Consider the following 20,650-nt stretch of genomic DNA (forward strand, 5'->3'; position numbering starts at 1 on the left):
GATTACCAACGCGGTACGTTGCTGTTAACGTCGCCACACTGCGCGCGTTGACGCATCAAGTGATCCATTAACACAATCGCCATCATCGCTTCGGCAATCGGCACCGCACGGATGCCCACGCACGGATCGTGACGCCCACGGGTGATCATCTCTTTTTCTTCACCATGGCGGTTAATGGTTTTACCCGGCACGGTAATGCTGGAGGTCGGTTTCATTGCCAGATTAGCAATCACCGTCTGACCACTGCTGATACCGCCGAGAATGCCGCCGGCATGGTTGCTCTGGAAACCATCGGCGCGAATCTCATCACGATGCTGGCTACCGCGCTGATTTACCACCGCAAAGCCGTCACCGATTTCTACCCCTTTCACCGCGTTGATGCTCATCAGCGCGTGCGCCAGATCGGCATCCAGGCGATCAAACACCGGTTCACCCCAGCCAGCCGGGACGTTTTCTGCCATCACTGTGACTTTAGCGCCGATGGAGTCGCCCTCTTTCTTCAGCGCGCGCATCAGCTCATCCAGCGCCTCCAGTTTGTCCGGATCCGGGCAAAAGAACGGGTTCTGTTCGACCTGATCCCAGTCTTTCAGTTCGCAAGCCACTTCACCGATCTGCGACAAATAACCGCGCACGATAATGCCGTGCTTCAGCGCGAGGTATTTTTTGGCAATCGCACCCGCAGCCACGCGCATCGAGGTTTCACGCGCGGACGAGCGGCCACCACCACGGTAATCACGCAGACCATATTTTTGTTCGTAGGTATAATCGGCGTGTCCCGGACGGAACAGATCTTTAATTTCGCTGTAATCCTGCGAACGCTGATCGGTATTTTCAATCAGCAGGCCGATCGGCGTTCCGGTGGTTACCCCTTCGAACACGCCGGAAAGGATTTTTACCTGATCCGGTTCGCGACGCTGGGTGGTATAGCGTGACGTGCCGGGACGGCGACGATCGAGATCGTGCTGCAAATCGGCTTCGGTGAGTGGAATACCTGGCGGCACACCATCTACGATACAGCCCAGCGCGATACCATGCGACTCACCGAAAGTGGTGACGCGGAAGAGTTGACCAACAGTGTTACCCGCCATTTCTAATCCCTCTATTCTGTCAGGAGGCTACTTTTTATTTAATCTTTATACATTTTGAAGTGATGGGCAGCATCGATAATCTGCTGCTTTGTCAGCATAAACACGCCGTCACCGCCGTTATCGAACTCCAGCCAGGTAAACGGCACGTCAGGATACTGATCCATCATGTGCACCATGCTGTTGCCGACTTCACACACCAGAACACCGTTATCAGTCAGGAAATCAGGCGCACAGGCCAGAATGCGGCGTGTCAGTTTCAGCCCATCGCTGCCGGCGGCCAGACCGAGTTCCGGTTCATGGCGATACTCATCCGGCAGATCGTCCATATCGTCGGCATCGACGTAAGGTGGATTGGTAACGATCAGGTCGTACTGAATTTTTGGCAGATCGCGGAACAGATCGGAACGGATTGGCGTCACGTTATGCAGCATGCCATGAGCGTCAATATTCTGCTCGGTGACGGCCAACGCATCCAACGAAATATCCACCGCGTCAACTTCCGCTTCCGGGAAAGCGTAGGCGCAGGCGATGGCGATACAACCACTGCCGGTACACATATCAAGGATATGCTGTGGCTGATGGTCGATAATCGAGGCAAAGTGATTATTGATCAGCTCGCCGATTGGCGAACGTGGCACCAGTACCCGCTCATCGACATAGAATTCGTGACCGCAGAACCAGGCTTTATTGGTCAAGTAGGCAACCGGAACACGCTCGTTGATGCGGCGAATCACGCGCTCAACAATCCGATGACGCTCACTGGAAGTCAGCCGCGCAAGGCGCATATCTTCAGGAATATCCAGCGGTAAATACAGCGTTGGCAACACCAGCTGAACGGCTTCGTCCCATGGGTTATCGGTGCCATGACCATACCAGATATTGGCTGCTGAAAAACGGCTCACCGTCCAGCGCAGCATGTCCTGAATGGTATGCAGTTCGTTCACTGCTTCATCGACGAAAATTTTGTCCAAGTTGCCCTCCGCAGGCCGTTCTGTAAACTCGGCCGCTAGTTTGCCACGAAGCCGGCAATAATTCAGCGCAGAGAGGCGAAAAAGCTGACTTTTGTTACAACGGCGAGTTAAGGTAGGAGTCTGACGGGCCTAAGCCGTTTGCCCGGCTTGCCGCAAATTAACATGACTGTGAAGACTAATGACCCGGAAAGAAAAACTTAGCGCAGATGATAAAGCCCTGTTTCGTCAGCTAATGAGCGGTACTCGCAAACTGGCGCAGGACACCATTGTTCACCCGCCAAAGCGCAAAAAACTCGGTGAGGTGCCGGTGAAACGGCTGCTGTCCGAACAGGCCGATAATAGCCACTATTTTTCCGATGAGTTTCAGCCGCTGCTGTCGTCGGAGGGCCCGGTGCGCTATGTGCGCAGCGACGTCAGCCATTACGAAATGAAAAAGCTGCGCCGCGGTGACTATACGCCAGAGATTTTTCTCGATCTCCATGGGCTGACGCAAAATCAGGCTAAGCAAGAGCTGGGAGCATTGATCGCCGCCTGTCGTCGCGAACATATTTTTTGCGCCAGCGTGATGCACGGGCACGGCAAACGGGTGCTTAAACAGCAGACGCCATTATGGTTAGCCCAGCATCCATGGGTGATGGCCTTTCATCAGGCACCGAAAGAGTTTGGCGGCGATGCCGCATTGCTGGTATTGATTGAAGTGGAAGAGTGGCAGCCACCAGAGCTGCTGTTGTAACCTTGACGCTGGGTGCCGGGATAACTCAAATTCTTCAGGGGAGCCGTTGTCGGCTCCCGTCATCATTCCGTGCAGAGCGCCCGCTCTATATCGCTTTGGCTAATTTTTTCGGGCTAACCTGCCATTCCAGCTTACCCTGGCTGTTTGCCGCATCGAAATCAATACAGGCGATGGCCGAGGTGGAGAACATCGGTGGTGCCTCTTGCGGGCAGAGTTCAGAAACCAGGTAACCCACCAGCGGCAGATGTGAAATCACCAGCACCGATTTTACCCCTTCATTTGCCAGCGTCTGCAAATAGCAGGCCACTAAACCAGGATCGCCTCCCGGCGTCAGCTCAGGTAATTCATCCTGCTCTTCAGGCAACGGCAGCACTTCACGAACCGTGGCCAGTGTCTGCTGCGCGCGCAGATAGGGACTCACCAGCACACGTTCTATATCCACAGCCTGGCCGTTAAGCCAGTTGGCCATCTGGCGAGATTCATCGCAGCCACAATGAGTAAGGGGCCTGACAGAATCACTTGCTGCATCTAATGCCGCATCGCCGTGACGCATGATAAAAACTTGCATATTGCACCACTGTTGTTAAAAAAATCGCCGCGAACAGAGGTTCGCTGACTCTTCATTCTGCGAATGAACGCTGTGTTGTACCCTAATGCCGGAAGTTAAGTCAACCGATTGTGCATTTAATAAGCGCCTGTACCGACAGCGCCACCGCCTGCGCTGTCGGGTGCCTTAGCTAAGCCACTGAATCAATATGGTTATCACTGTCTTTCTCAGCTTTGTAAAACTTTATATTCTGCTGAGCCATGCGTTGCAGCGCCTCGCAAGGTGCAAAACGCTCACCGTACTTCTGACTCAGACGAGTCAATGTGCTGACCACCATTGTGGCACCAGTGCTGTCGATATAATGGAACGGACCGCCCAAAAACGGAGGAAAACCAATACCGAATACCGCACCAATATCCCCATCCCGCGCGCTGTGAATCACCTGCTCGTCAAGACAGCGTGCCGCTTCATTCAACATCATCATCACGCAGCGTTCAGCAACAGATGACGCATCAAGCTGCGCTTGCGGTTTCACCTTGATCAGCGAATAAATACTGGCATCCACCTGTTTTTTGCGCTGCCAGCCTGAGGTCGGATAGCGATAAAACCCACGGCCATTTTTGCGACCTTTACGGTTATCCTGCAATACCGCGTCAAACTCGGCGGGAGCAGCAAATCGCTCGCCATACGCCTGCTGCAAAATCGGCATGATTTTAGTGCCGACATCAATTCCCACTTCATCCAGCAGCTGAATCGGCCCGACCGGAAAACCAAACTTTACCAGCGCATTATCGATATTCTCAATCGGCTCACCTTCCAGCACGCAGCGCATCGCTTCATTGATATACGGTGCCAGGATGCGGTTAACATAAAATCCGGCGCGATCGGCTACCACAATCGGCGTTTTGCCCTGCTTCTTCGCCAGCGCCACAGTAGTCGCGACAGTCTGCGCACTGGTTCCGGCATGAGGAATCACTTCCACCAGCGGCATTTTATCCACCGGACTAAAATAGTGCAGACCAATGATATTTTCTGGCCGCTGCGCCTGCGCGGCGATATCAGCGATGGGCAATGAAGAGGTATTGGAGGCGAAAATGGTGGCTGGTGCGCAGTGCTGCTCGACCTCCGCCACCATTTGCTGTTTCAGTGACAAATCTTCAAATACCGCTTCAATCATCACATCCCGCTGCTGAAAACCGCGATATTGGGTATCGCCAGAAATCAATGCCATCTGCCGCTGCCGCTCAGCAGGCTTGATATGCCGACGTTTAACTTTCTTGCTCAACGCATCCCAGCTGTATTTCATTGCATGGTTAATCCCTTCGGCGTTGATATCTTTGATCCGCACCGGTAAACCTGCACGGGTGGCGGTGACAGCGGCGATTCCCCCGCCCATCAAACCGCCGCCCAACACGCCAATGCGGTGAAGTGCGACGGGTTCAGCATTCGCGCCATGCTCTTTTTTCATCGCAGTAGTAGCAAAAAACAGGCTGCGCAGCGCCTGTGACTGCGGCGTCATCACCAGCTCGCCAAAGGCTTTTGCTTCTGCCGCATAACCACTCTGGCTACCGTGCTCCAGCCCATCTCGTACCACCGTCAAAATCTTTTCCGTTGCCGGATAATTACCGTGCGTCTTCGCTCGCGTCTGGCGTGCCGCCAGCATAAATATCAGCGCACGGCCCAAGGGGCCGTTAGCCAGACGTTCGCGCACCGGCAGGCGGCCACGCGTCTGATGGCCCTGCAATACCCGCGCGACCGCCGACTCCAGCAGAATACTGTGCGGCACCGCGTCATCCACCAGACCCAGTTTCAGCGCCTGACGGGCGCGCAGAGTTTTCCCGGTCAGCATCAGGTTAAGCGCCGGTGAAACGCCGACCAACCGTGGCAAACGCTGGGTGCCGCCGGAACCTGGCAGTAAACCCAGCTGCACTTCCGGCAGGCCGAGCCGGGTTTTATCGTCCAGCGTACAGATACGCTGACTACAGGCCAGCGCCAGCTCCAGCCCACCGCCGAGGCAGGCTCCATGTATCGCCGCTACCACCGGAAATGGCAGCCCGGCGATATCATTCATCACTTTTTGCCCCTGCTTCGCCAGGGTTTCGGCCTGCTGCGCAGAGTCACAGCCAGCGATCATGCCGATATCCGCCCCGGCAATAAAAGAGTCAGGCTTACCGGAAATCATCACCAGCCCGGCCAAATGAGGATTTTCCTGTGCACGCTGAATCACTTCCCGAACCTGATCGGCAAACGCGGCCTTCAGGGTATTCATTTTCTCGTCCGGCACATCGATGGTAATCACCCCGACGTTATCCAGACGCATCTGTAAGTGAAATGCAGATGACTGTTCCATTATTCGGCCTCCAGAACCATTGCCGCACCCAGTCCGCCTGCCGCACAGGCCGTCACCAGCCCCAAGCCGCCGCCGCGCCGTTTCAGTTCATTCAGGGTTTGGGTAATCATGCGCGCACCGGTAGCGGCGAACGGATGCCCGTAGGCAATCGAACCGCCCAGTACATTAAAACGCTCTTCATTAACCTCACCCAGCGCGTGCGGACGATTCAGCACTTCGCGGGCAAAGCGTTCATCATTGAACATTTTCAGATTCGCCAGCGTCTGCGCGGCAAACGCTTCGTGCATATCGACAAGCGTCAGATCGCTCAGGGTGATACCGGCACGATCGAGCGCCAGCGGCGAAGCATATGACGGGCCGAGCAGCATATCCTGCCAGACATCAATAGCGGTAAAGGCATAGCTGCGCAGATACCCCAAGGGTACGATGCCCAGTTCGCGCGCGCGCGATTCGGTCATCAGGATCACCGCCGCGGCACCGTCGGTCAGCGGAGTACTGTTGGCGGCAGTTACGGTGCCGTGCTGACGGTCAAAAGCCGGACGAAGCTTCGCGTAATCCTCCAGCGTTGAGTTAAGGCGCACGTTGTTATCCTGCTCAAAGGCAGCGCGCCACGGCGGCACAAATGCCGTCATTACTTCACCGGCCAGCTTGCCCTGTTGCCAGGCCTGAGCGGCGCGCTGATGTGAGCGATGGGCCAGAGCATCCTGCTGTTCCCGGCTGATGCCATGGCTTTTAGCCATCTGCTCGGCGGTATCGCCCATGCGCAGTCCGGTGGAGTATTCCGCCACCGCCGGTGGCACCGGCAACAAATCACGCGGACGCAGCTGGCTAATCAGCTTCATTTTTTGTGAGAACGAACGTGCTTTACTGAGATCGACCAGCGTGCGGCCCAGCTTTTTGCTGACGCCAATTGGCAATACCGATGAGGAATCCGCGCCACCGGCAATCCCAGCCTGAATGGTGCCCGCCAGCAGACTTTCCGCCACATTGGCCACCGCCTGAAAACTGGTGGCACAGGCTCGGCTGACGCTGTAGGCATCGGTATGCACACTGAGACCGCTACCCAGCACGATTTCGCGCGCAATATTCGGCGCTTCTGGCATTTGCACTACCTGGCCGAAAACCAGTTGTTCTATCGCTTCAGGGGGAATATCACTGCGAGCCAGTAATTCACTGACCACCATCCGGCCCAGCTCAACCGCCGGAATACCGTGCAGCGCGCTGGCCTGGCGGGCAAAAGGAGTACGTAATCCGTGAGTTATCGCGATGCGTTCGCCCTGACGCGTCAGCAAAGGTAGCGCTTTGCTCATTATTATCACCTGTTAACCGAGATCGGAGGCATCATTGCCAAAAGAGGTCTGACCTGATCCAGTGTTAACCAGAATGTGACAATGCGCCAAGCACCCCGGCATAAAAATGCGAGTGCTGACACGAATTTAGCGACAAGTGGCAGACCAGCTGCCACTCGGAAGGAGGGTTTAGCGCAGGCCGAGCTGGAAGATCATGGTCTCCGCCTGGCAGCTAAAGATAAAATCAATATCAAGACGAACGCCGTCACGCTCTTCGCTAAAGCGGGCATTAATCTCACAAGGCTCTGACTCAACCGCACGCGCTTTTTCGCTCAGGGTAGCCAGCATCGCCTCAGCCGCTGCACGATCGCTAAATAGCTGGCTGTAGGACGCAGTGCAGTCGGTATTATCCATAATGGTGCCAACATCAACACAGCAGCAGGCGGCTGTTTCATTAGCGCTACATTTATTAATTGCGTTAGTCATTATTCTCTCCTCAATCATGCCACCCCAGCGGCAAGAAAATTAATTCACTATGCAATAGTTTACTCCTGCCTTATTACCGCAACCAGATTTAGTCGACCTGAAGCGCGTACAGTGACGAATATCACAGATAAATTTGATCCATGACAAATCTGAATGTTTACGAAGATTTCAATCGTCCCTTTTTTGTTAAGCAGATCTTATTTCACACATCATTTTGACAATATCTTGAAAACAAGATTGCAACATATATACCTGTCAGCCCTATACTTGGCGCACTGGTCTGATTTGTTAACAGACTGTCAGTCCCTACAATCCGCGATCCTTGTTACGCTTCGTAACAGAGTTTAATAAAAATCAGATAATGAGGTTGTGGTCATGAACCATAAGAACCTGTTTGCAAAGTCAGCTGTGGCAGCTGCAGTAGCATTAGTCTCTTCTCAGGTGTATGCAGCGGGCTTTCAGCTCAATGAATTCTCCTCGATTGGTTTAGGTCGCGCATATTCTGGCGAAGGTGCGATGGGAGATACTGCAGCCTCAGCCAGCCGTAACCCGGCAACCATGGCACTAATGAATCGTCCAGAATTCTCGATCGGTGCGGTATTTATCGACCCTGATGTCAATATTGATGGCACCAGCAGTTCAGGCGCCAGTCTGAAAGCCGATAATATTGCGCCAACGCAGTGGGTACCGAATATTCACTATGTGCAGCCGATTAACGATCAGTGGTGGGTTGGCGCATCCATTACCAGTAATTACGGCCTGGCAACCGAATTTAATAAAGGCTATGCCGCGGGCGGTTTCGCCGGTACCACTGACCTGATGACCGGTAACTTTAATATCAGCACCGCTTATCGACTGAATGAACACTTCAGTTTTGGTGTCGGATTTGACGCGGTTTATGCCAAAGCGAAAATTGAGCGCTACGCCGGTGAAGCAGGCTCACAGCTGGGTCTTGCGCCTGATACCCAGATTGCTCACCTGAAAGGCGATAAATGGGGCTACGGCTGGAACGCCGGTATTCTGTATGAAGTGGATGACAAAAACCGCTTTGGCTTTACCTATCGCTCAGAAGTTAAAATCGACTTCGACGGTGACTATAAAAGCGATCTGCCATCAGCAATCAACCCGATTGGCGGTCTGCTTGGCCTGCCTTACGGCACCGACGGCAATACCATACCGGGTTCTCTGACGCTGAACCTGCCGGAAATGTGGGAAGTGTCGGGTTACCATAAAGTCGCACCACAGTGGGCGGTTCACTACAGCCTGGCTTACACCAGCTGGAGCCAGTTCCAGGAGCTGAAAGCCACCGGTAACAATGGCCAGACGCTTTTCCAGAAAGATGAAGGCTTTAAAGATGCTTACCGCATCGCGCTGGGTACCAGCTACTTCTATGACGACAACTGGACTTTCCGTACCGGTATCGCCTTTGATGACAGCCCGGTGCCAGCCGATAAACGCTCAATCTCTATTCCTGACCAGGATCGTCTGTGGTTAAGCGCCGGTGCTTCCTACGCTATTAACCAGGATGCTTCGGTCGACGTCGGTGTTTCCTATATGCACGGCCAGCACGTAACGGTGAAAGAAGGCCCGTACACCTTCGAATCTGAAGGCAAAGCCTGGCTGTATGGCGCTAACCTGAACTACCGCTTCTGATTTGAGGCAATACAAAAAGGGAGCCGTTATATCGGCTCCCTTTCTCAAAGTATGCTGTTTGCAGGACGTCGAATAATTGACCTATTGCGAATCGATATCGTCCAGATCGTCCTGAATCGCCGCAGCGTTCGGATTTTCCATCGGTCTCAGCTTACCGCCACTTGCCAGGAAGTCATGACGCTGGAAGTAAGCGTTACGCACAAAGGCATAAGGATCGCTGGTATTGCGCAGCATCGCGTCGGAATCCAGCAGTTGAGCACGTGTCTCTACCCCTTCCAGCACCCATTTGCCTGCCGACATCCAGAAGGTCAGCCAGCTCAATGCCGGATACACGGTATCAACATAATCACCGCCATCTTCACGTAGCGTAAAGCCGCCATAGGCCGGTAATTCAACATACGGACCGTAGCCGACACCCCAGGCACCCAGCGTGCCACCAAAACGTTGTGGCTCTTCACGCGCCAGTTTCGGGTTAGCCATGCCTGCGACGTCAATAAAGCCGCCCATACCGAGAATGGTATTCAGGAAGAAACGGTTAAAGTGCACCATACCGCGATACGGGTCACCACGCAGGAAGGAGTTGACCATCGCCGCTGGCTCATCAAGGTTACCGAGGAAGTTTCCCAACCCGGTACGCGCCGGCGCTGGCACGTAATCTCGCCATGCTACGGCTACAGGGCGCACCACATACGGATCCAACACGTTATAGTTGAAGTTAAACATGGTACGGTTGAAACCTTCCAGCGGATCGGAACGCCCTTGCGGCTCGTTCGCGTCATTGGAACTGGCACAGCCAACCAGCAGCACACTTGCCAGTGCCAATCCCGTCAGGCGGTAATTCATGTTGTTCTCCCTGTACTGATAGATTATCTGGTGCTTTGAACCAGCTGATTAATCTCTACCGCCAGCTGCTGATGACCGTCGAATGGCGTCACAGCGCTTTCCCCCCGCCAGTCACCCGGCTGAGGATTCGCGCTGCCATCACGCGAGATGCGCACGCGTACTTGCACCTGATGCTGCGCCGAAAGCAGACGCTCGGGCATCATGGCATTGCTGTCATCAAGCGTCAGCGATAGTGGAAAATGACTCAGCGGCAGTTTTTTCACCGCCACCGGAACCGGTGAAACACCGTCAGAAACAGAAATATACAATACTCCGTCTTCATGTAACATTTTTTCTGCCTCTGCCGACAGACTGACGGTAACAGCCAGCTTACTGGATTGCTTGCCGGAATCAGTTTTCGCCTGCTCGATACTACGCTGAACCCTCTCCACGCGGCGATCGCCCGCCGGAAGCAGTGTCAGTATTTGCTGCCAGAAACTGATGGCGCGATCGTATTGTTGCTGCTGGAAAGCATTAAATGCCAACAAGCCCAGCACCTGCAGATCGTTTTTATCCGCCTGCAACATCTGTTGCAGCAGCAGTTCGGCTTCACGATTATCCTGCGGATCGCTGGAGCGGGTCAGTACTTCAGCGTAGCTGAGTTTAATCCCGGCGTCGTTCGGTGAGAGTTGCAGCGCATGCTGAAATGCCTGGCTGGCGGTTGTGGCATTATTCAGCACCATGCCAATTCTTCCCAGCATCAGCCAGTCATTAATATTTTGCGGATCGTTTTGCAGCTCGCTCCGAATGCCGAGGCCGAGACGCGCCAGTTCTTCCATCGTCAGCGGTTTGCCGTTCGGGTCCATTACCCGGGCACGCAGCGCAGGAAGATCGTTATTAATCTGCTGCCAGACCATTAACTGTGGCAGGCCGCCGACTTTAAAATAGAGCCCAAGGCTGACAATAAAAATCACCAGCACGCCCGGCAGCAATACCCAACGACTGACGCTGCGCGACTGCGCCTGCTGGCCAGCCGGAATATCAGTCAGCAGCGTTTGCTGTAACTCGCGCACCATTTCAGGTCGTTCTGCCACCACGCCCTGCGCTTCATCCTGTTCCAGCTCCTGTAAACGCTGATGATAAAACGCTTTATTCAGGGTATCGCGATCGTCGGCGCTGGCATTACGGCTGCGCCAGCCAGCAATCAGCAGTAATGCACTGGCCGCCAACAACAACCCGCCAAGGGTTAGCCAAAACACGCTCATGGTTGCTTCCTGTTATTCTTCAATAGCTCATCAAGACGCTGCTGATCGGCGGCATCGAATCGCTGCTGTTGCTGCGACGGCTGACGCTTTCTGCTTCGCAGGATAATCACTAAGGCCCCCATCACCACAAACAGCGCCGGGCCCGCCCAGAGAATCAGCGTGGACAGCGTCAGCGGCGGCTGATAAGTCACAAAATGACCGTAGCGCGCCACCATATAATCGGTGATCTGCTGTTTACTCTGCCCCTGCTTCGTCAGCTGATAAACTTTCAGGCGCATATCGGCGGCAATCATCGCGTTGGAATCAGCAATACTGTTGTTCTGACATTTTGGGCAGCGCAGCGATTCCGTCAACTCGCGGTACTGCTGTTCTTGCTGCGGCGAATCAAATTGCCAGGTATCGATGGCGGCAAACGCGCTGAAACTCAACAGCATTCCCACCAGCAGTGTCATCAGCGATCTCACGAAGCGGACTCCTGACTGTATTTATCCCACAGCGGTTTCACTTCCTGCTGCCAGACGCGCTCATTCATATCACCGGCGTGGCGATAACGGATAATGCCGTTGCCGTCGATCAGGAAGGTTTCTGGCGCGCCATAGACGCCCAAATCCAGTCCCAGCATGCCGTCGCCGTCATACAGACTCAACGCATAGGGATTACCCAGCGTATTCAGCCAGTTCACTGCTTTATTGCGATCGTCTTTATAGTTCAGCCCGACGACCCGAATACCCTGCCGGGCCAGCGAGTTAAGATACTGATGTTCAGCACGACAGGTCGGACACCAGGTGGCCCAGACATTCAGCAAAATCGGCTTGCCATCGTTCAGTACGGCCTGATCGTAAGTCTTACCGGGCTGATCCAGCGACTCCAGCTTAAATACTGGTACCGGTTTGCCAATTAATGCCGACTCCAGCAGCGTAGGATCTTCACCATCGGCATTGCGCGACAGCTGAGACAACAGCGCCGCTGCCAGTAGCAGAAACAGAATTAGCGGAATAAAAAGAATCTTCTTGTTCATGCGGGCTCCTGCTGAACTTTATTACGCGAGCGATAGCGCGGATCGAGCAGACAAAGAATGCCGCCTAATGCCATAAACAGGCCACCGAACCAAATCCAGCGCACAAACGGCTTAAAGTAAATGCGCACTGCCCATGAGTTGTCGCCCAGCTCTTCACCGAGCGCCGCATAGAGATCGCGGGTTAATCCACCGTCAATGGCCGCTTCGGTCATCATTGAACGGGTCACACTGTAAAACCGTTTTTCCGCATGCAGCGTCGCTTCATGTTTACCATTGCGGGTGACGTCAATCAGCGCCACGCCGCCGCTGTAATTCGGGCCATTCAGCTGGCGCACATCGCGGAAAACAAAGTGATAGTTATCAATATCAACGCTGTCGCCAGCTTTCATCCGCACGTCGCGCTCGACGCTATAATTCTGACTAAAGGCGATGCCAATTACCGTTACCGCAACGCCAAGGTGGCCCAGAACCATGCCCCAGTGGCTGCGCGACAGCTTAGTTAAACCTTTAAAGAAGCTATGGCGATGGGTGGCACGCTCATGCAACTCCATCAGCGTCAGAATAATCACCCACAGCGCCATCATCAGCCCCACCACCGTCATCGCTTCAATACGGTCCTGCATCAGCCACGGCAGCAGCACCGATAACGCCAGCGTTGCCACCAGCGCCAGCGCCAGCCGTTTCCACAGTTTTTGCGGCTCGTCACGACGCCAGCGGACCAGCGGCCCGATGCCGAGCATCAGCGCCAGCGGAGCCATCAGCCAGCTGAACATGGTATTAAAGAAGGGTTCACCGATAGAAATCGTGCCGAGGCCCAGCTGCTTATGCACCAGCGGCAGTAGCGTTCCCAGCAACACCACCAGCATGGCGGCGACCAGTAACACATTGTTGCCCAACAGAAACGACTCGCGCGACCAAAGCTCGTTCAGCACCCGACCGCGCACCTTCCCGCCCTTCACCGCGTACAGCAGCAGCGAACCGCCGATTACAATCACCAGGAAGGCGAGAATAAACATGCCGCGCGCCGGATCGGAGGCAAAAGAGTGCACCGAAACCAGTACGCCGGAACGAACAAGGAACGTGCCCAGCAGGCTAAGCGAGAACGCGCTAATTGCCAGCAATACCGTCCAGGCTTTAAAAGTGCCGCGCTTTTCCGTCACCGCCAGTGAGTGAATCAGTGCAGTACCAGCCAGCCACGGCATAAATGAAGCGTTTTCAACCGGATCCCAGAACCACCAGCCGCCCCAGCCCAGTTCATAGTAAGCCCAGGCCGAGCCCAGCACGATACCAATGGTCAGAAACACCCACGCGGCGGTAGTCCACGGACGCGACCAGCGCGCCCACGCGGTATCCAGCCGACCCGCCATCAGCGAAGCAATCGCAAACGCAAACGCCACCGAAAATCCGACATAGCCCATATACAGCAGCGGCGGATGGAAAATCAGCCCGATATCCTGCAGCATCGGATTCAGATCATTACCATCAATCGGAATATCCGGCAGCGTGCGGGTAAACGGATTGGATGTCAGAGTGATAAACAGCAGAAAACCGAGGTTAATCATTCCCATCACTGCCAGCACGCGGGCAATGGAATCCAGCGGCATACCGCGACTCAACAGCGCCACCAGTAGCGTCCAGCAACTTAACAGCAGCACCCACAGCAGCAGCGAACCTTCATGCGCACCCCAGGTGGCGGCAATACGGTAGTAAACCGGCAACAGGGTGTTGGAGTTGGTCGCTACATAAGCCACGCTGAAATCATTGACGATAAAAGCATGAACCAGTATCGCGAAGGCGGCGGCAATACAGAAAAACAGCCCGTAAGTCAGCGGGCGCGCCAGCGCCATCAGCCGCGCATCCTGACGCGATGCGCCCCACAGCGGATAGATACTCAGCAGCAGCGAAAGTGCCAGCGCCAGACAAAGCAGAAAACTGCCAATTTCAGGGATCATGACTGACCACCTTGTGCTGGCTGATAGGCATCTGCAGGACGCTGGTGATTCTGCTTCATCGCGTCTTCAATTTCCGGCGGAGTGTATTTTTCATCATGCTTAGCCAGCACTTCTTTGGCATTGATCTGGTTGCCTGATTCCAGCACGCCCTGAGCCACTACCCCCTGCCCTTCACGGAACAGATCTGGCAAAATGCCTTCGTAACTGACGCTGACTACCCCGTTGGCGTCATACAGTTTGAAAGAGACACGCAGCGTCTGCGGGTCACGCTTTACACTGCCCGGCATCACCATGCCGCCAACGCGCAGGCGCTGACCGGGTTCAGGTTTTTCCTGCGCCGCACCTTTGCCATTAATAATTTCACTGGGTGTATAAAACAGGTCAATATTCGATCGCAGGGCGTACATTACCAGCGCGGTCGCCAGACCAAGGCCAATCAGTATCGCCAGTATCAGATACAGGCGATTCTTACGACGGGTATTCACTGTTACTCTCCTGCCGCTTCAGTGACGGCTTTTTTTGTTTTTGCCGCACGGATACGACGTTCGCGTGACTGGCGCTGGCGGATTTCAGCCAGCAACCGACGGCGTTGCAGCACGCTGTGAATAAGCAGCGCGATCAGCGGGATCACGGTGAAACAGACGGCCAGCCAGACATAAAAGGCATAGCCGCCCATGGCGAAGAATGCTTGCCAGGATGAGAAAGCCGGCGTCATGCTTTGCGCCCTCCCTTTGCCGCCACGTCTGCCACCCATGGACGGTGGCGTTCGGTCAGCAGTAACAGATTACGCAAGCGCATCAGCGTCAGGGCAATAAACACCAGCAGATAACCGAGAATCGACCAGCGCAGCGGGGTGCGCATACTTGGCGCAATGGCCTGTTGCAGCACGCCGGAAGACCCCTGATGCAGAGTATTCCACCACTGAACCGAGTAATGAATAATCGGGATATTTACCACCCCGACCAGGATAAGTATCCCGGCGGCGCGCCCGGCCACGCGGCGATCCTCAAAGGAGCTGTAAAGCGCTATCACGCCCATATAAAGGAACAGCAGCACCAGCTCGGAAGTCAGTCGCGCATCCCAGATCCACCAGGTTCCCCACATCGGTTTACCCCAGGCGGAACCGGTTACCAGTGCAATAAAGGTAAACACCGCACCAACCGGTGCCATCGCCGCCGCTGCCAAATCGGCGGTTTTGATCTGCCACACCAGCCCAACAAACGCCGCGATAGCCATTGAGGCATAAATACCCATCGACCACATGGCGGCCGGCACGTGAATATAGATAATGCGATAGCTGTCACCCTGCTGATAATCCGCCGGTGCGAAGCCGAAGCCCCATATCCAACCGAGCAGCAGGGATGCCAGACCAGCAAGGGTAAACCAGGGCACCAGTCGCCCACATAACTGATAAAGCCGCTCCGGCTTCGCCAGCTGATGTAACCACTTCCACATGTTTAATTGCTCACAATAAAATAAAAAAAGTTGTCGTTATTATCATGCTGCGACAGCCGTTAATGCAGGCTGATGCGCAGTGCTGCCGCCGTGGCAAATGGAGCCAGCGTGGCGCTGCCAACCATCATCGCGCCGAGGATCGCCAGATAACCGTCAATCGCTAATCCCTGACCGGCGGCATCAATTGCCGCACTGGCAAAAATCAGTACCGGAATCGCCAGAGGCAACACCAGCAAACTTAACAACACGCCACCGCGGCGCAGTCCAACCGTCAGCGCCACGCCAATCGCGCCGAGAAAACTCAAGGTTGGCGTGCCCAGTAACAGCGTCAGCGCCATCGCGCGCCAGCTGGCAAAATCCAGCGACAGCAGCAGGGCCGCCAGAGGCGACAGCAGCAGCAGCGGTAAACCGGTGATCAGCCAGTGCGCGATAACCTTGCCGAGCACGGTAATCGCCAGCGGCGTTGGCAACAGCAACAATTGCTCCAGCGAGCCATCCATAAAGTCGTCGCGAAACAGTCGCTCCAGCGCTAACAGTGAAGAAAGCAATGCGGCAACCCAGACGATGCCGGGGGCAATACGCGCCAGCAGCTGAGGCTCCGGCCCAACGCCGAGTGGAAACAGGGTGATGACAATCAGGAAAAACCACAGGGGATTGACGATCTCAGCACCACTGCGAAAGGCGATTTGCAGCTCGCGCTTTATTACCCGCCACAGCATCACACCGCCTCCGCAGCGGTCAGCTGAATTTTGCGCACCGTCTGAAACGCATCGGGCAGATCCTGGTGCGTGGTTAAAATCACCGCCCCACCCTGCTGCGCATGCTGTGAAAAGAGAGACATCAGTTTTTCTACGCCTGATTTATCGATAGCCGTCAGTGGCTCATCAAGAATCCATAATTTGGCGCGACTCAACCATAAACGTGCCAGCGCTACACGCCGCTGCTGTCCGGCGGAAAGCTGAGCCACCGCCAGCTCTTCAAATCCGAGCAAGTCTACTGCTTCCAGCGCGGCAAACAGTTGATCTTCATCGCAGCCGGCATGATAAAAGGCAAGATTTTCCAGCGGGGTTAATACCGCTTTAACTCCCGGCTGATGGCCGAGATAGAGTAATTCGCTATGCCACCGATCGCGCTGCTGGCGAATATCCTGCTGATGCCACAGCACCTCACCGCTTTCCGGCCGGCTAAGCCCAGCCAGCAAACGCAGCAACGACGTTTTACCGGCTCCGTTCGGTCCTTCGATCTGCACGATATCGCCTGCTGAAACCAGAAAACTCAGGTCGCTAAACAGAAATCGTTCATCGCGGATACATGTCAGATTTTTAGCTTCCAGCATCGGGGAGAGAGTCACACAGAATAATTAAGATCAGAATAATAACATAAGGGAGCATTACTTCGCAGCCCGATCGCCCTTATTGACCCTGGCGTTATGATGGATATGCCATCAATTGCACCTTTTATTGCTTAAAAATAACCCAAAGTTAAAGCTTTGTTACCCTTCTTATAACTTAAGGTTACATTTTATCACGGTGATAAAAACCCACTACGCTTAAAGAGCGTAACGTCAGCTATCACCGAGGAAAATCATGGCGCAGCAAGATAAAAATCAACTGGATGATGTAGAAGTAGAGAGTGAAGAAAGTGAACAGGGAAAAGAAATTGAAGTAGATGAGGAAGAGTTACCTTCGGCTGCGGCAGCTGTTCATGAGCAAATTCGTTCAGACGGCGAAAAGGAGCTGGAACGCGACGGCATGGCCCTGCTGTGGTCGGCGATTGCCGCGGGTTTATCAATGGGCGCTTCGCTGATGGCCAAAGGGATTTTCCAGGTACACCTTGGCGACCTTCCCGGTGGATTTTTGCTGGAAAACCTCGGCTACACCTTTGGTTTTGTCATTGTCATCATGGCACGCCAACAACTGTTTACGGAAAATACCGTAACCGCCGTGCTGCCGATTATGCACAAACCTACCGGCAGCAATTTTCTGTTGCTGCTCCGCCTGTGGGGCATTGTATTAATGGGCAATATTGTTGGCACCGGGCTGGCCGCGCTGGCATTTAATCATATGCCTATTTTCGACGACGCCACGCGTGAAGCCTTTACCCATATCAGTGAAAAAGTGATGGCCAACCCGCCTGCCGAAATGTTTGCTAACGCAGTGGTTTCAGGCTGGATTATCGCCACAATGGTGTGGATGTTCCCTTCAGCCGGCGCAGCCAAAATCGTGGTAATCATTATGATGACATGGCTGGTGGCGCTGGGCGATTTAGCCCATATCGTGGTGGGTTCGGTCGAGGTGCTCTATCTGGTATTTGACGGCACGATCCCGTGGTATGAGTTTTTCTGGCCTTTCGCGCTGCCGACGCTGGCTGGCAATATTATTGGCGGAACCTTTATTTTTGCGCTGATCAGCCATGCGCAAATTCGTAATGAAATTAGCCAGAAAGCCAAGGCAGAAGCGGCAGCGAAAAAACGCAAAGCAGAGCGCGAGGAGCAATCGGCAGAAAATAGTCAGTCCTGACTGGCGACAGAATAAGCAATTGGACGGGTAAGTAGTTAATCTGCGTGTAAAAATGCGCTATACTGCCCGTCCTCGTCCCCTTAGTTAAATGGATATAACGAGCCCCTCCTAAGGGCTAGTTGTAGGTTCGATTCCTGCAGGGGACGCCACAGAACGCTTTTTTGAACCCGCTATAATTCACTTACCCTCAATTCAGCTAAGTGTTACGCTAATTAATACTGGTTTCCGGAACAAATGGGTAAGTGGGTAAAACCAGGCTTACTTGCCATATAGAGCGGCGCACAGGTAGGTTTTCTTGGTTGTAGCTGTACCGACTCCTCATTTTCCACAACAGGTGGAGATACTACTTTTTTTTTGGGTGCTGTTACTGCTTTCTTCTGCTGAACTTTTTTGACCGTTGCTGAAGATGTTATCTGCTGACTGGAACCTGAACCATAACCTGAACAGACTCGTTTCGACTGACTTAAACTGCCGTCGTTACAAACAAACGCACCACCTGTCGTACAATGAGAAATTCCGCCTTTAGATCCTGAACAAGGCTGCCGACCACGTGCGGCATCTGTCTGTGTGGCTACCAGCAGGCTCAGCATCAACAGTGGTATTATTTTTTTCATTTATCCTCCGATAATATAATTCAACGCTATTCAGTGTTCGATCTTAATGCTCTCCCGCATAGCCAATCTGAGCCATTACTTAAAATCATGGTTTTTCCACTTGCTGCTTTATTAATGCGTAACGGTTAAGCAGCTGGTTCAGGCGCATATCGGTTTGCGACAGCAGCGCAGCGGGGAGCGGCGCCCCGCTCTCAATCTGAGCCAGTTGGTTTAACTGCTCTTCCACCGGAACCGAGCGCCCGAAGTTCTGCGTTATCGCAAACACCATCGACTTCAGCTCAGAACCGGTCAGGTATTTACCTTTACGCTCATCAAGTGCATTGAGGCGTCTGGTCAGCTCGCGAAGGCCTTCCATTCCCTGATGCCAGCCTGAAAGCGCCTCAGATGGCAGAGCATTGCCAATAATATGCTGCTGCCACTGCGCTTTCAGACTGTCTGAATCTTCCGGTTTCGCTCTGGCAGCCAGTTCAAAACCGTAGTTCTGTAGCCACAGTGGCGAAAACTGCCCCAGTTCTGTCAGGGCAGTTTTATCTGCCAATACAGGCACGGGACTACTTTCCACCGGACGAATAATCTGCCAGCTCCATAAACCTGCTGCAGCCAGTATCAGCATGGTCAGCATACCGGCAGCAAAACTTTTCCACGGCTTTTTGGCTGCAGGCTTTGAAGAGTCAGTGACGATGCGTGGCGCAACAGGTTCTTCACGGGCTACATAAACCAGCGGTTCAGAAGGCGCTGCGGGTGTCGGGCCAGGCGAGTCGCAGGATGACGCGGGTAATATCACCGCATTATTATCACTGCTCTCTGCATCCATATTCTCAAGCCTTGTTGCCGCGTTGTGCATAAACGTGCACAGTTCGCCCATCTGGCTGACATTTTTCAGCTCCAGGCGCTGCAATACCTGACGAATACCGTTGAGATGTTGTTCTGCCTGATAAACCAGAGGTAAATCGGCGTACCGCAAACTGAGAGTACGCAGCAGCGATTGCAGACGCTGACTGAATGCGGCGAGGATTTCCATCCGCGCATGGACCGGCTGCGGCCACATCACGCCCCACTGATGCATCAGCAGTGCTTCAATAATCGCCAGCCCTTCGTTAAGGCCGTTCATTCCGGCCTGACGGGTGCGCGCCAGCGTATACCAGCACACCGTCTGCAGCTCCACACCGTTTTGGCGAAACAGCGACAGACTCAGCTGCTCCACTCGCGCCCAGTTCACATCGGGTCGCGCCGGATGTGACAACTTAGCCAGCTCATCACGCAGGGCGACGTAATCCGGCAGCGCGCGCGGGTCGCTGCCGGTTTTAAGTTGATTATGATTATTCACGGACAATTTCCGTCAGTTGATAAAAATGAGAATGATAATGGCGAAAGGCAGCGCATCAGTCAGGGCAGCAGACCTTCGATAATGCCGAAAAATACTTCTTCGTTTAACAGACGATCGGGCCTGGACAATATGCCAGTCTGGGTGCAGGTCCAGTCGGTGGCCTTGCCCGAGCGCATAAATAAACGGCAGAGGGGGGTGATCTTTCCTTCAACGCAAAGCGTAGCTTCAACACAGCCCGTCACGCCCTGCCCGTATAAAAAAATTGGCGTAAATTTAATCGTCCTGCCTTCATAGCGAAGCTGATGCCCGGGAACGTCAAAAGCGCTGTTGCCCACCAGCAAATCGATCAGCCGCACGGTGAAAGTTTCAACCCGGATACCCGAATCCTTGAGCCAGTTTTCCATCTCTTCCTGAAGCAAATGCATCCGCTGACGAAACAACGCCAGATCTGCCTGGCTTTTATTTTCAAAGCTATCGTGACGCCCTTGCTGCTCCAGAAGCCTTTTCAAAAATCGCGCTTTTACTGACATCTTTTTCCCTGTAATTTCCCGTCCGGCGCCC

At 54.0% G+C, this 20,650-nt stretch carries 22 protein-coding genes and 1 tRNA gene; 4 read left to right on the plus strand and 19 right to left on the minus strand.

Annotated features, from left to right (window positions below; translation table 11 throughout):
* Window positions 1-2: 2 nt before the first annotated feature.
* On the minus strand, window positions 3-1,088 hold the full coding sequence (aroC, locus tag RIN69_RS15805; RefSeq protein WP_313852952.1) for a chorismate synthase: 1,086 nt from the start codon (window positions 1,086-1,088) through the stop codon (window positions 3-5).
* A gap of 38 nt (window positions 1,089-1,126) precedes the next feature.
* On the minus strand, window positions 1,127-2,059 hold the full coding sequence (gene prmB / locus RIN69_RS15810) for a 50S ribosomal protein L3 N(5)-glutamine methyltransferase (protein ID WP_313852954.1): 933 nt from the start codon (window positions 2,057-2,059) through the stop codon (window positions 1,127-1,129).
* 178 nt (window positions 2,060-2,237) lie between these two features.
* Between prmB and smrB the strand changes: the two genes are divergently transcribed.
* Window positions 2,238-2,792 (plus strand): endonuclease SmrB, encoded by a 555-nt coding sequence (gene smrB, locus RIN69_RS15815; protein ID WP_313852955.1) that lies wholly within the window; start codon window positions 2,238-2,240, stop codon window positions 2,790-2,792.
* A gap of 85 nt (window positions 2,793-2,877) precedes the next feature.
* On the opposite strand, the gene sixA is transcribed toward smrB, so the two are convergent.
* The 4 genes from sixA to RIN69_RS15835 form a co-directional block, all read right to left on the minus strand.
* The gene (sixA, locus tag RIN69_RS15820) at window positions 2,878-3,360 is read right to left on the minus strand and encodes a phosphohistidine phosphatase SixA (protein WP_313852956.1); all 483 of its coding nucleotides are present in this window, start codon (window positions 3,358-3,360) and stop codon (window positions 2,878-2,880) included.
* A gap of 169 nt (window positions 3,361-3,529) precedes the next feature.
* Entirely contained in the window at window positions 3,530-5,689 is a 2,160-nt protein-coding gene (fadJ, locus tag RIN69_RS15825; RefSeq protein WP_313852957.1) for a fatty acid oxidation complex subunit alpha FadJ, read from the minus strand.
* On the minus strand, window positions 5,689-6,999 hold the full coding sequence (gene fadI / locus RIN69_RS15830) for an acetyl-CoA C-acyltransferase FadI (RefSeq protein WP_313852959.1): 1,311 nt from the start codon (window positions 6,997-6,999) through the stop codon (window positions 5,689-5,691). The genes fadJ and fadI overlap by 1 nt, the downstream gene beginning before the upstream one ends.
* Window positions 7,000-7,167: 168 nt before the next feature.
* Window positions 7,168-7,464, minus strand: a complete 297-nt coding sequence (locus RIN69_RS15835; protein WP_313852960.1) for a YfcZ/YiiS family protein — start codon at window positions 7,462-7,464, stop codon at window positions 7,168-7,170.
* Between the two features lie 375 nt (window positions 7,465-7,839).
* Here RIN69_RS15835 and fadL point away from each other — a divergent pair, with 375 nt between their 5' ends.
* On the plus strand, window positions 7,840-9,117 hold the full coding sequence (gene fadL, locus RIN69_RS15840) for a long-chain fatty acid transporter FadL (RefSeq protein WP_313852961.1): 1,278 nt from the start codon (window positions 7,840-7,842) through the stop codon (window positions 9,115-9,117).
* 81 nt (window positions 9,118-9,198) lie between these two features.
* On the opposite strand, the gene mlaA is transcribed toward fadL, so the two are convergent.
* Genes mlaA through ccmA form a run of 10 tightly spaced genes read right to left on the minus strand, consistent with a single transcriptional unit; the run spans window position 9,199 to window position 16,965 of the window.
* Entirely contained in the window at window positions 9,199-9,960 is a 762-nt protein-coding gene (gene mlaA / locus RIN69_RS15845; protein ID WP_313852962.1) for a phospholipid-binding lipoprotein MlaA, read from the minus strand.
* 23 nt (window positions 9,961-9,983) lie between these two features.
* Complete coding sequence (gene ccmI / locus RIN69_RS15850) at window positions 9,984-11,204, minus strand: c-type cytochrome biogenesis protein CcmI (RefSeq protein WP_313852964.1); 1,221 nt, start codon at window positions 11,202-11,204, stop codon at window positions 9,984-9,986.
* Entirely contained in the window at window positions 11,201-11,668 is a 468-nt protein-coding gene (locus tag RIN69_RS15855; protein WP_313852966.1) for a cytochrome c-type biogenesis protein, read from the minus strand. The genes ccmI and RIN69_RS15855 overlap by 4 nt, the downstream gene beginning before the upstream one ends.
* The gene (locus tag RIN69_RS15860; RefSeq protein WP_313852968.1) at window positions 11,665-12,222 is read right to left on the minus strand and encodes a DsbE family thiol:disulfide interchange protein; all 558 of its coding nucleotides are present in this window, start codon (window positions 12,220-12,222) and stop codon (window positions 11,665-11,667) included. Before RIN69_RS15860 ends, RIN69_RS15855 begins: the two co-directional genes overlap by 4 nt.
* Window positions 12,219-14,174, minus strand: a complete 1,956-nt coding sequence (locus RIN69_RS15865; RefSeq protein ID WP_313852969.1) for a heme lyase CcmF/NrfE family subunit — start codon at window positions 14,172-14,174, stop codon at window positions 12,219-12,221. The genes RIN69_RS15860 and RIN69_RS15865 overlap by 4 nt, the downstream gene beginning before the upstream one ends.
* Window positions 14,171-14,659, minus strand: coding sequence for a cytochrome c maturation protein CcmE (gene ccmE, locus RIN69_RS15870; protein ID WP_313852970.1), 489 nt, complete (start codon window positions 14,657-14,659; stop codon window positions 14,171-14,173). The genes RIN69_RS15865 and ccmE overlap by 4 nt, the downstream gene beginning before the upstream one ends.
* A gap of 2 nt (window positions 14,660-14,661) precedes the next feature.
* Window positions 14,662-14,889, minus strand: a complete 228-nt coding sequence (ccmD, locus tag RIN69_RS15875) for a heme exporter protein CcmD (RefSeq protein WP_313852972.1) — start codon at window positions 14,887-14,889, stop codon at window positions 14,662-14,664.
* Window positions 14,886-15,629: a heme ABC transporter permease gene (locus tag RIN69_RS15880; RefSeq protein ID WP_313852973.1), complete on the minus strand. Its 744-nt coding sequence runs from the start codon at window positions 15,627-15,629 to the stop codon at window positions 14,886-14,888. The genes ccmD and RIN69_RS15880 overlap by 4 nt, the downstream gene beginning before the upstream one ends.
* Before the next feature lie 59 nt (window positions 15,630-15,688).
* Complete coding sequence (ccmB, locus tag RIN69_RS15885; protein ID WP_313857770.1) at window positions 15,689-16,348, minus strand: heme exporter protein CcmB; 660 nt, start codon at window positions 16,346-16,348, stop codon at window positions 15,689-15,691.
* The gene (gene ccmA / locus RIN69_RS15890) at window positions 16,348-16,965 is read right to left on the minus strand and encodes a cytochrome c biogenesis heme-transporting ATPase CcmA (protein ID WP_313852975.1); all 618 of its coding nucleotides are present in this window, start codon (window positions 16,963-16,965) and stop codon (window positions 16,348-16,350) included. The genes ccmB and ccmA overlap by 1 nt, the downstream gene beginning before the upstream one ends.
* Window positions 16,966-17,215: 250 nt before the next feature.
* On the opposite strand from ccmA, the gene RIN69_RS15895 reads away from it, so the two are divergent.
* Together RIN69_RS15895 and RIN69_RS15900 are read left to right on the plus strand one after the other, a co-directional pair.
* On the plus strand, window positions 17,216-18,148 hold the full coding sequence (locus tag RIN69_RS15895) for a formate/nitrite transporter family protein (protein WP_313852976.1): 933 nt from the start codon (window positions 17,216-17,218) through the stop codon (window positions 18,146-18,148).
* A gap of 74 nt (window positions 18,149-18,222) precedes the next feature.
* Window positions 18,223-18,297 (plus strand) — tRNA-Arg (locus RIN69_RS15900).
* Between the two features lie 63 nt (window positions 18,298-18,360).
* On the opposite strand, the gene RIN69_RS15905 is transcribed toward RIN69_RS15900, so the two are convergent.
* From RIN69_RS15905 to RIN69_RS15915, 3 genes are all read right to left on the minus strand, one after another.
* Complete coding sequence (locus tag RIN69_RS15905) at window positions 18,361-18,762, minus strand: YdcA family protein (RefSeq protein WP_313852977.1); 402 nt, start codon at window positions 18,760-18,762, stop codon at window positions 18,361-18,363.
* Window positions 18,763-18,847: 85 nt separating this feature from the next.
* Window positions 18,848-20,095 (minus strand): VasL domain-containing protein, encoded by a 1,248-nt coding sequence (locus tag RIN69_RS15910; RefSeq protein ID WP_449361557.1) that lies wholly within the window; start codon window positions 20,093-20,095, stop codon window positions 18,848-18,850.
* A gap of 53 nt (window positions 20,096-20,148) precedes the next feature.
* Window positions 20,149-20,619 (minus strand): hypothetical protein, encoded by a 471-nt coding sequence (locus RIN69_RS15915; protein ID WP_313852980.1) that lies wholly within the window; start codon window positions 20,617-20,619, stop codon window positions 20,149-20,151.
* Window positions 20,620-20,650 lie beyond the last annotated feature (31 nt).

Origin of the sequence: Winslowiella toletana (assembly GCF_032164335.1) — a bacterium.
GTDB classification, from domain to species: domain Bacteria; phylum Pseudomonadota; class Gammaproteobacteria; order Enterobacterales; family Enterobacteriaceae; genus Erwinia; species Erwinia toletana_A.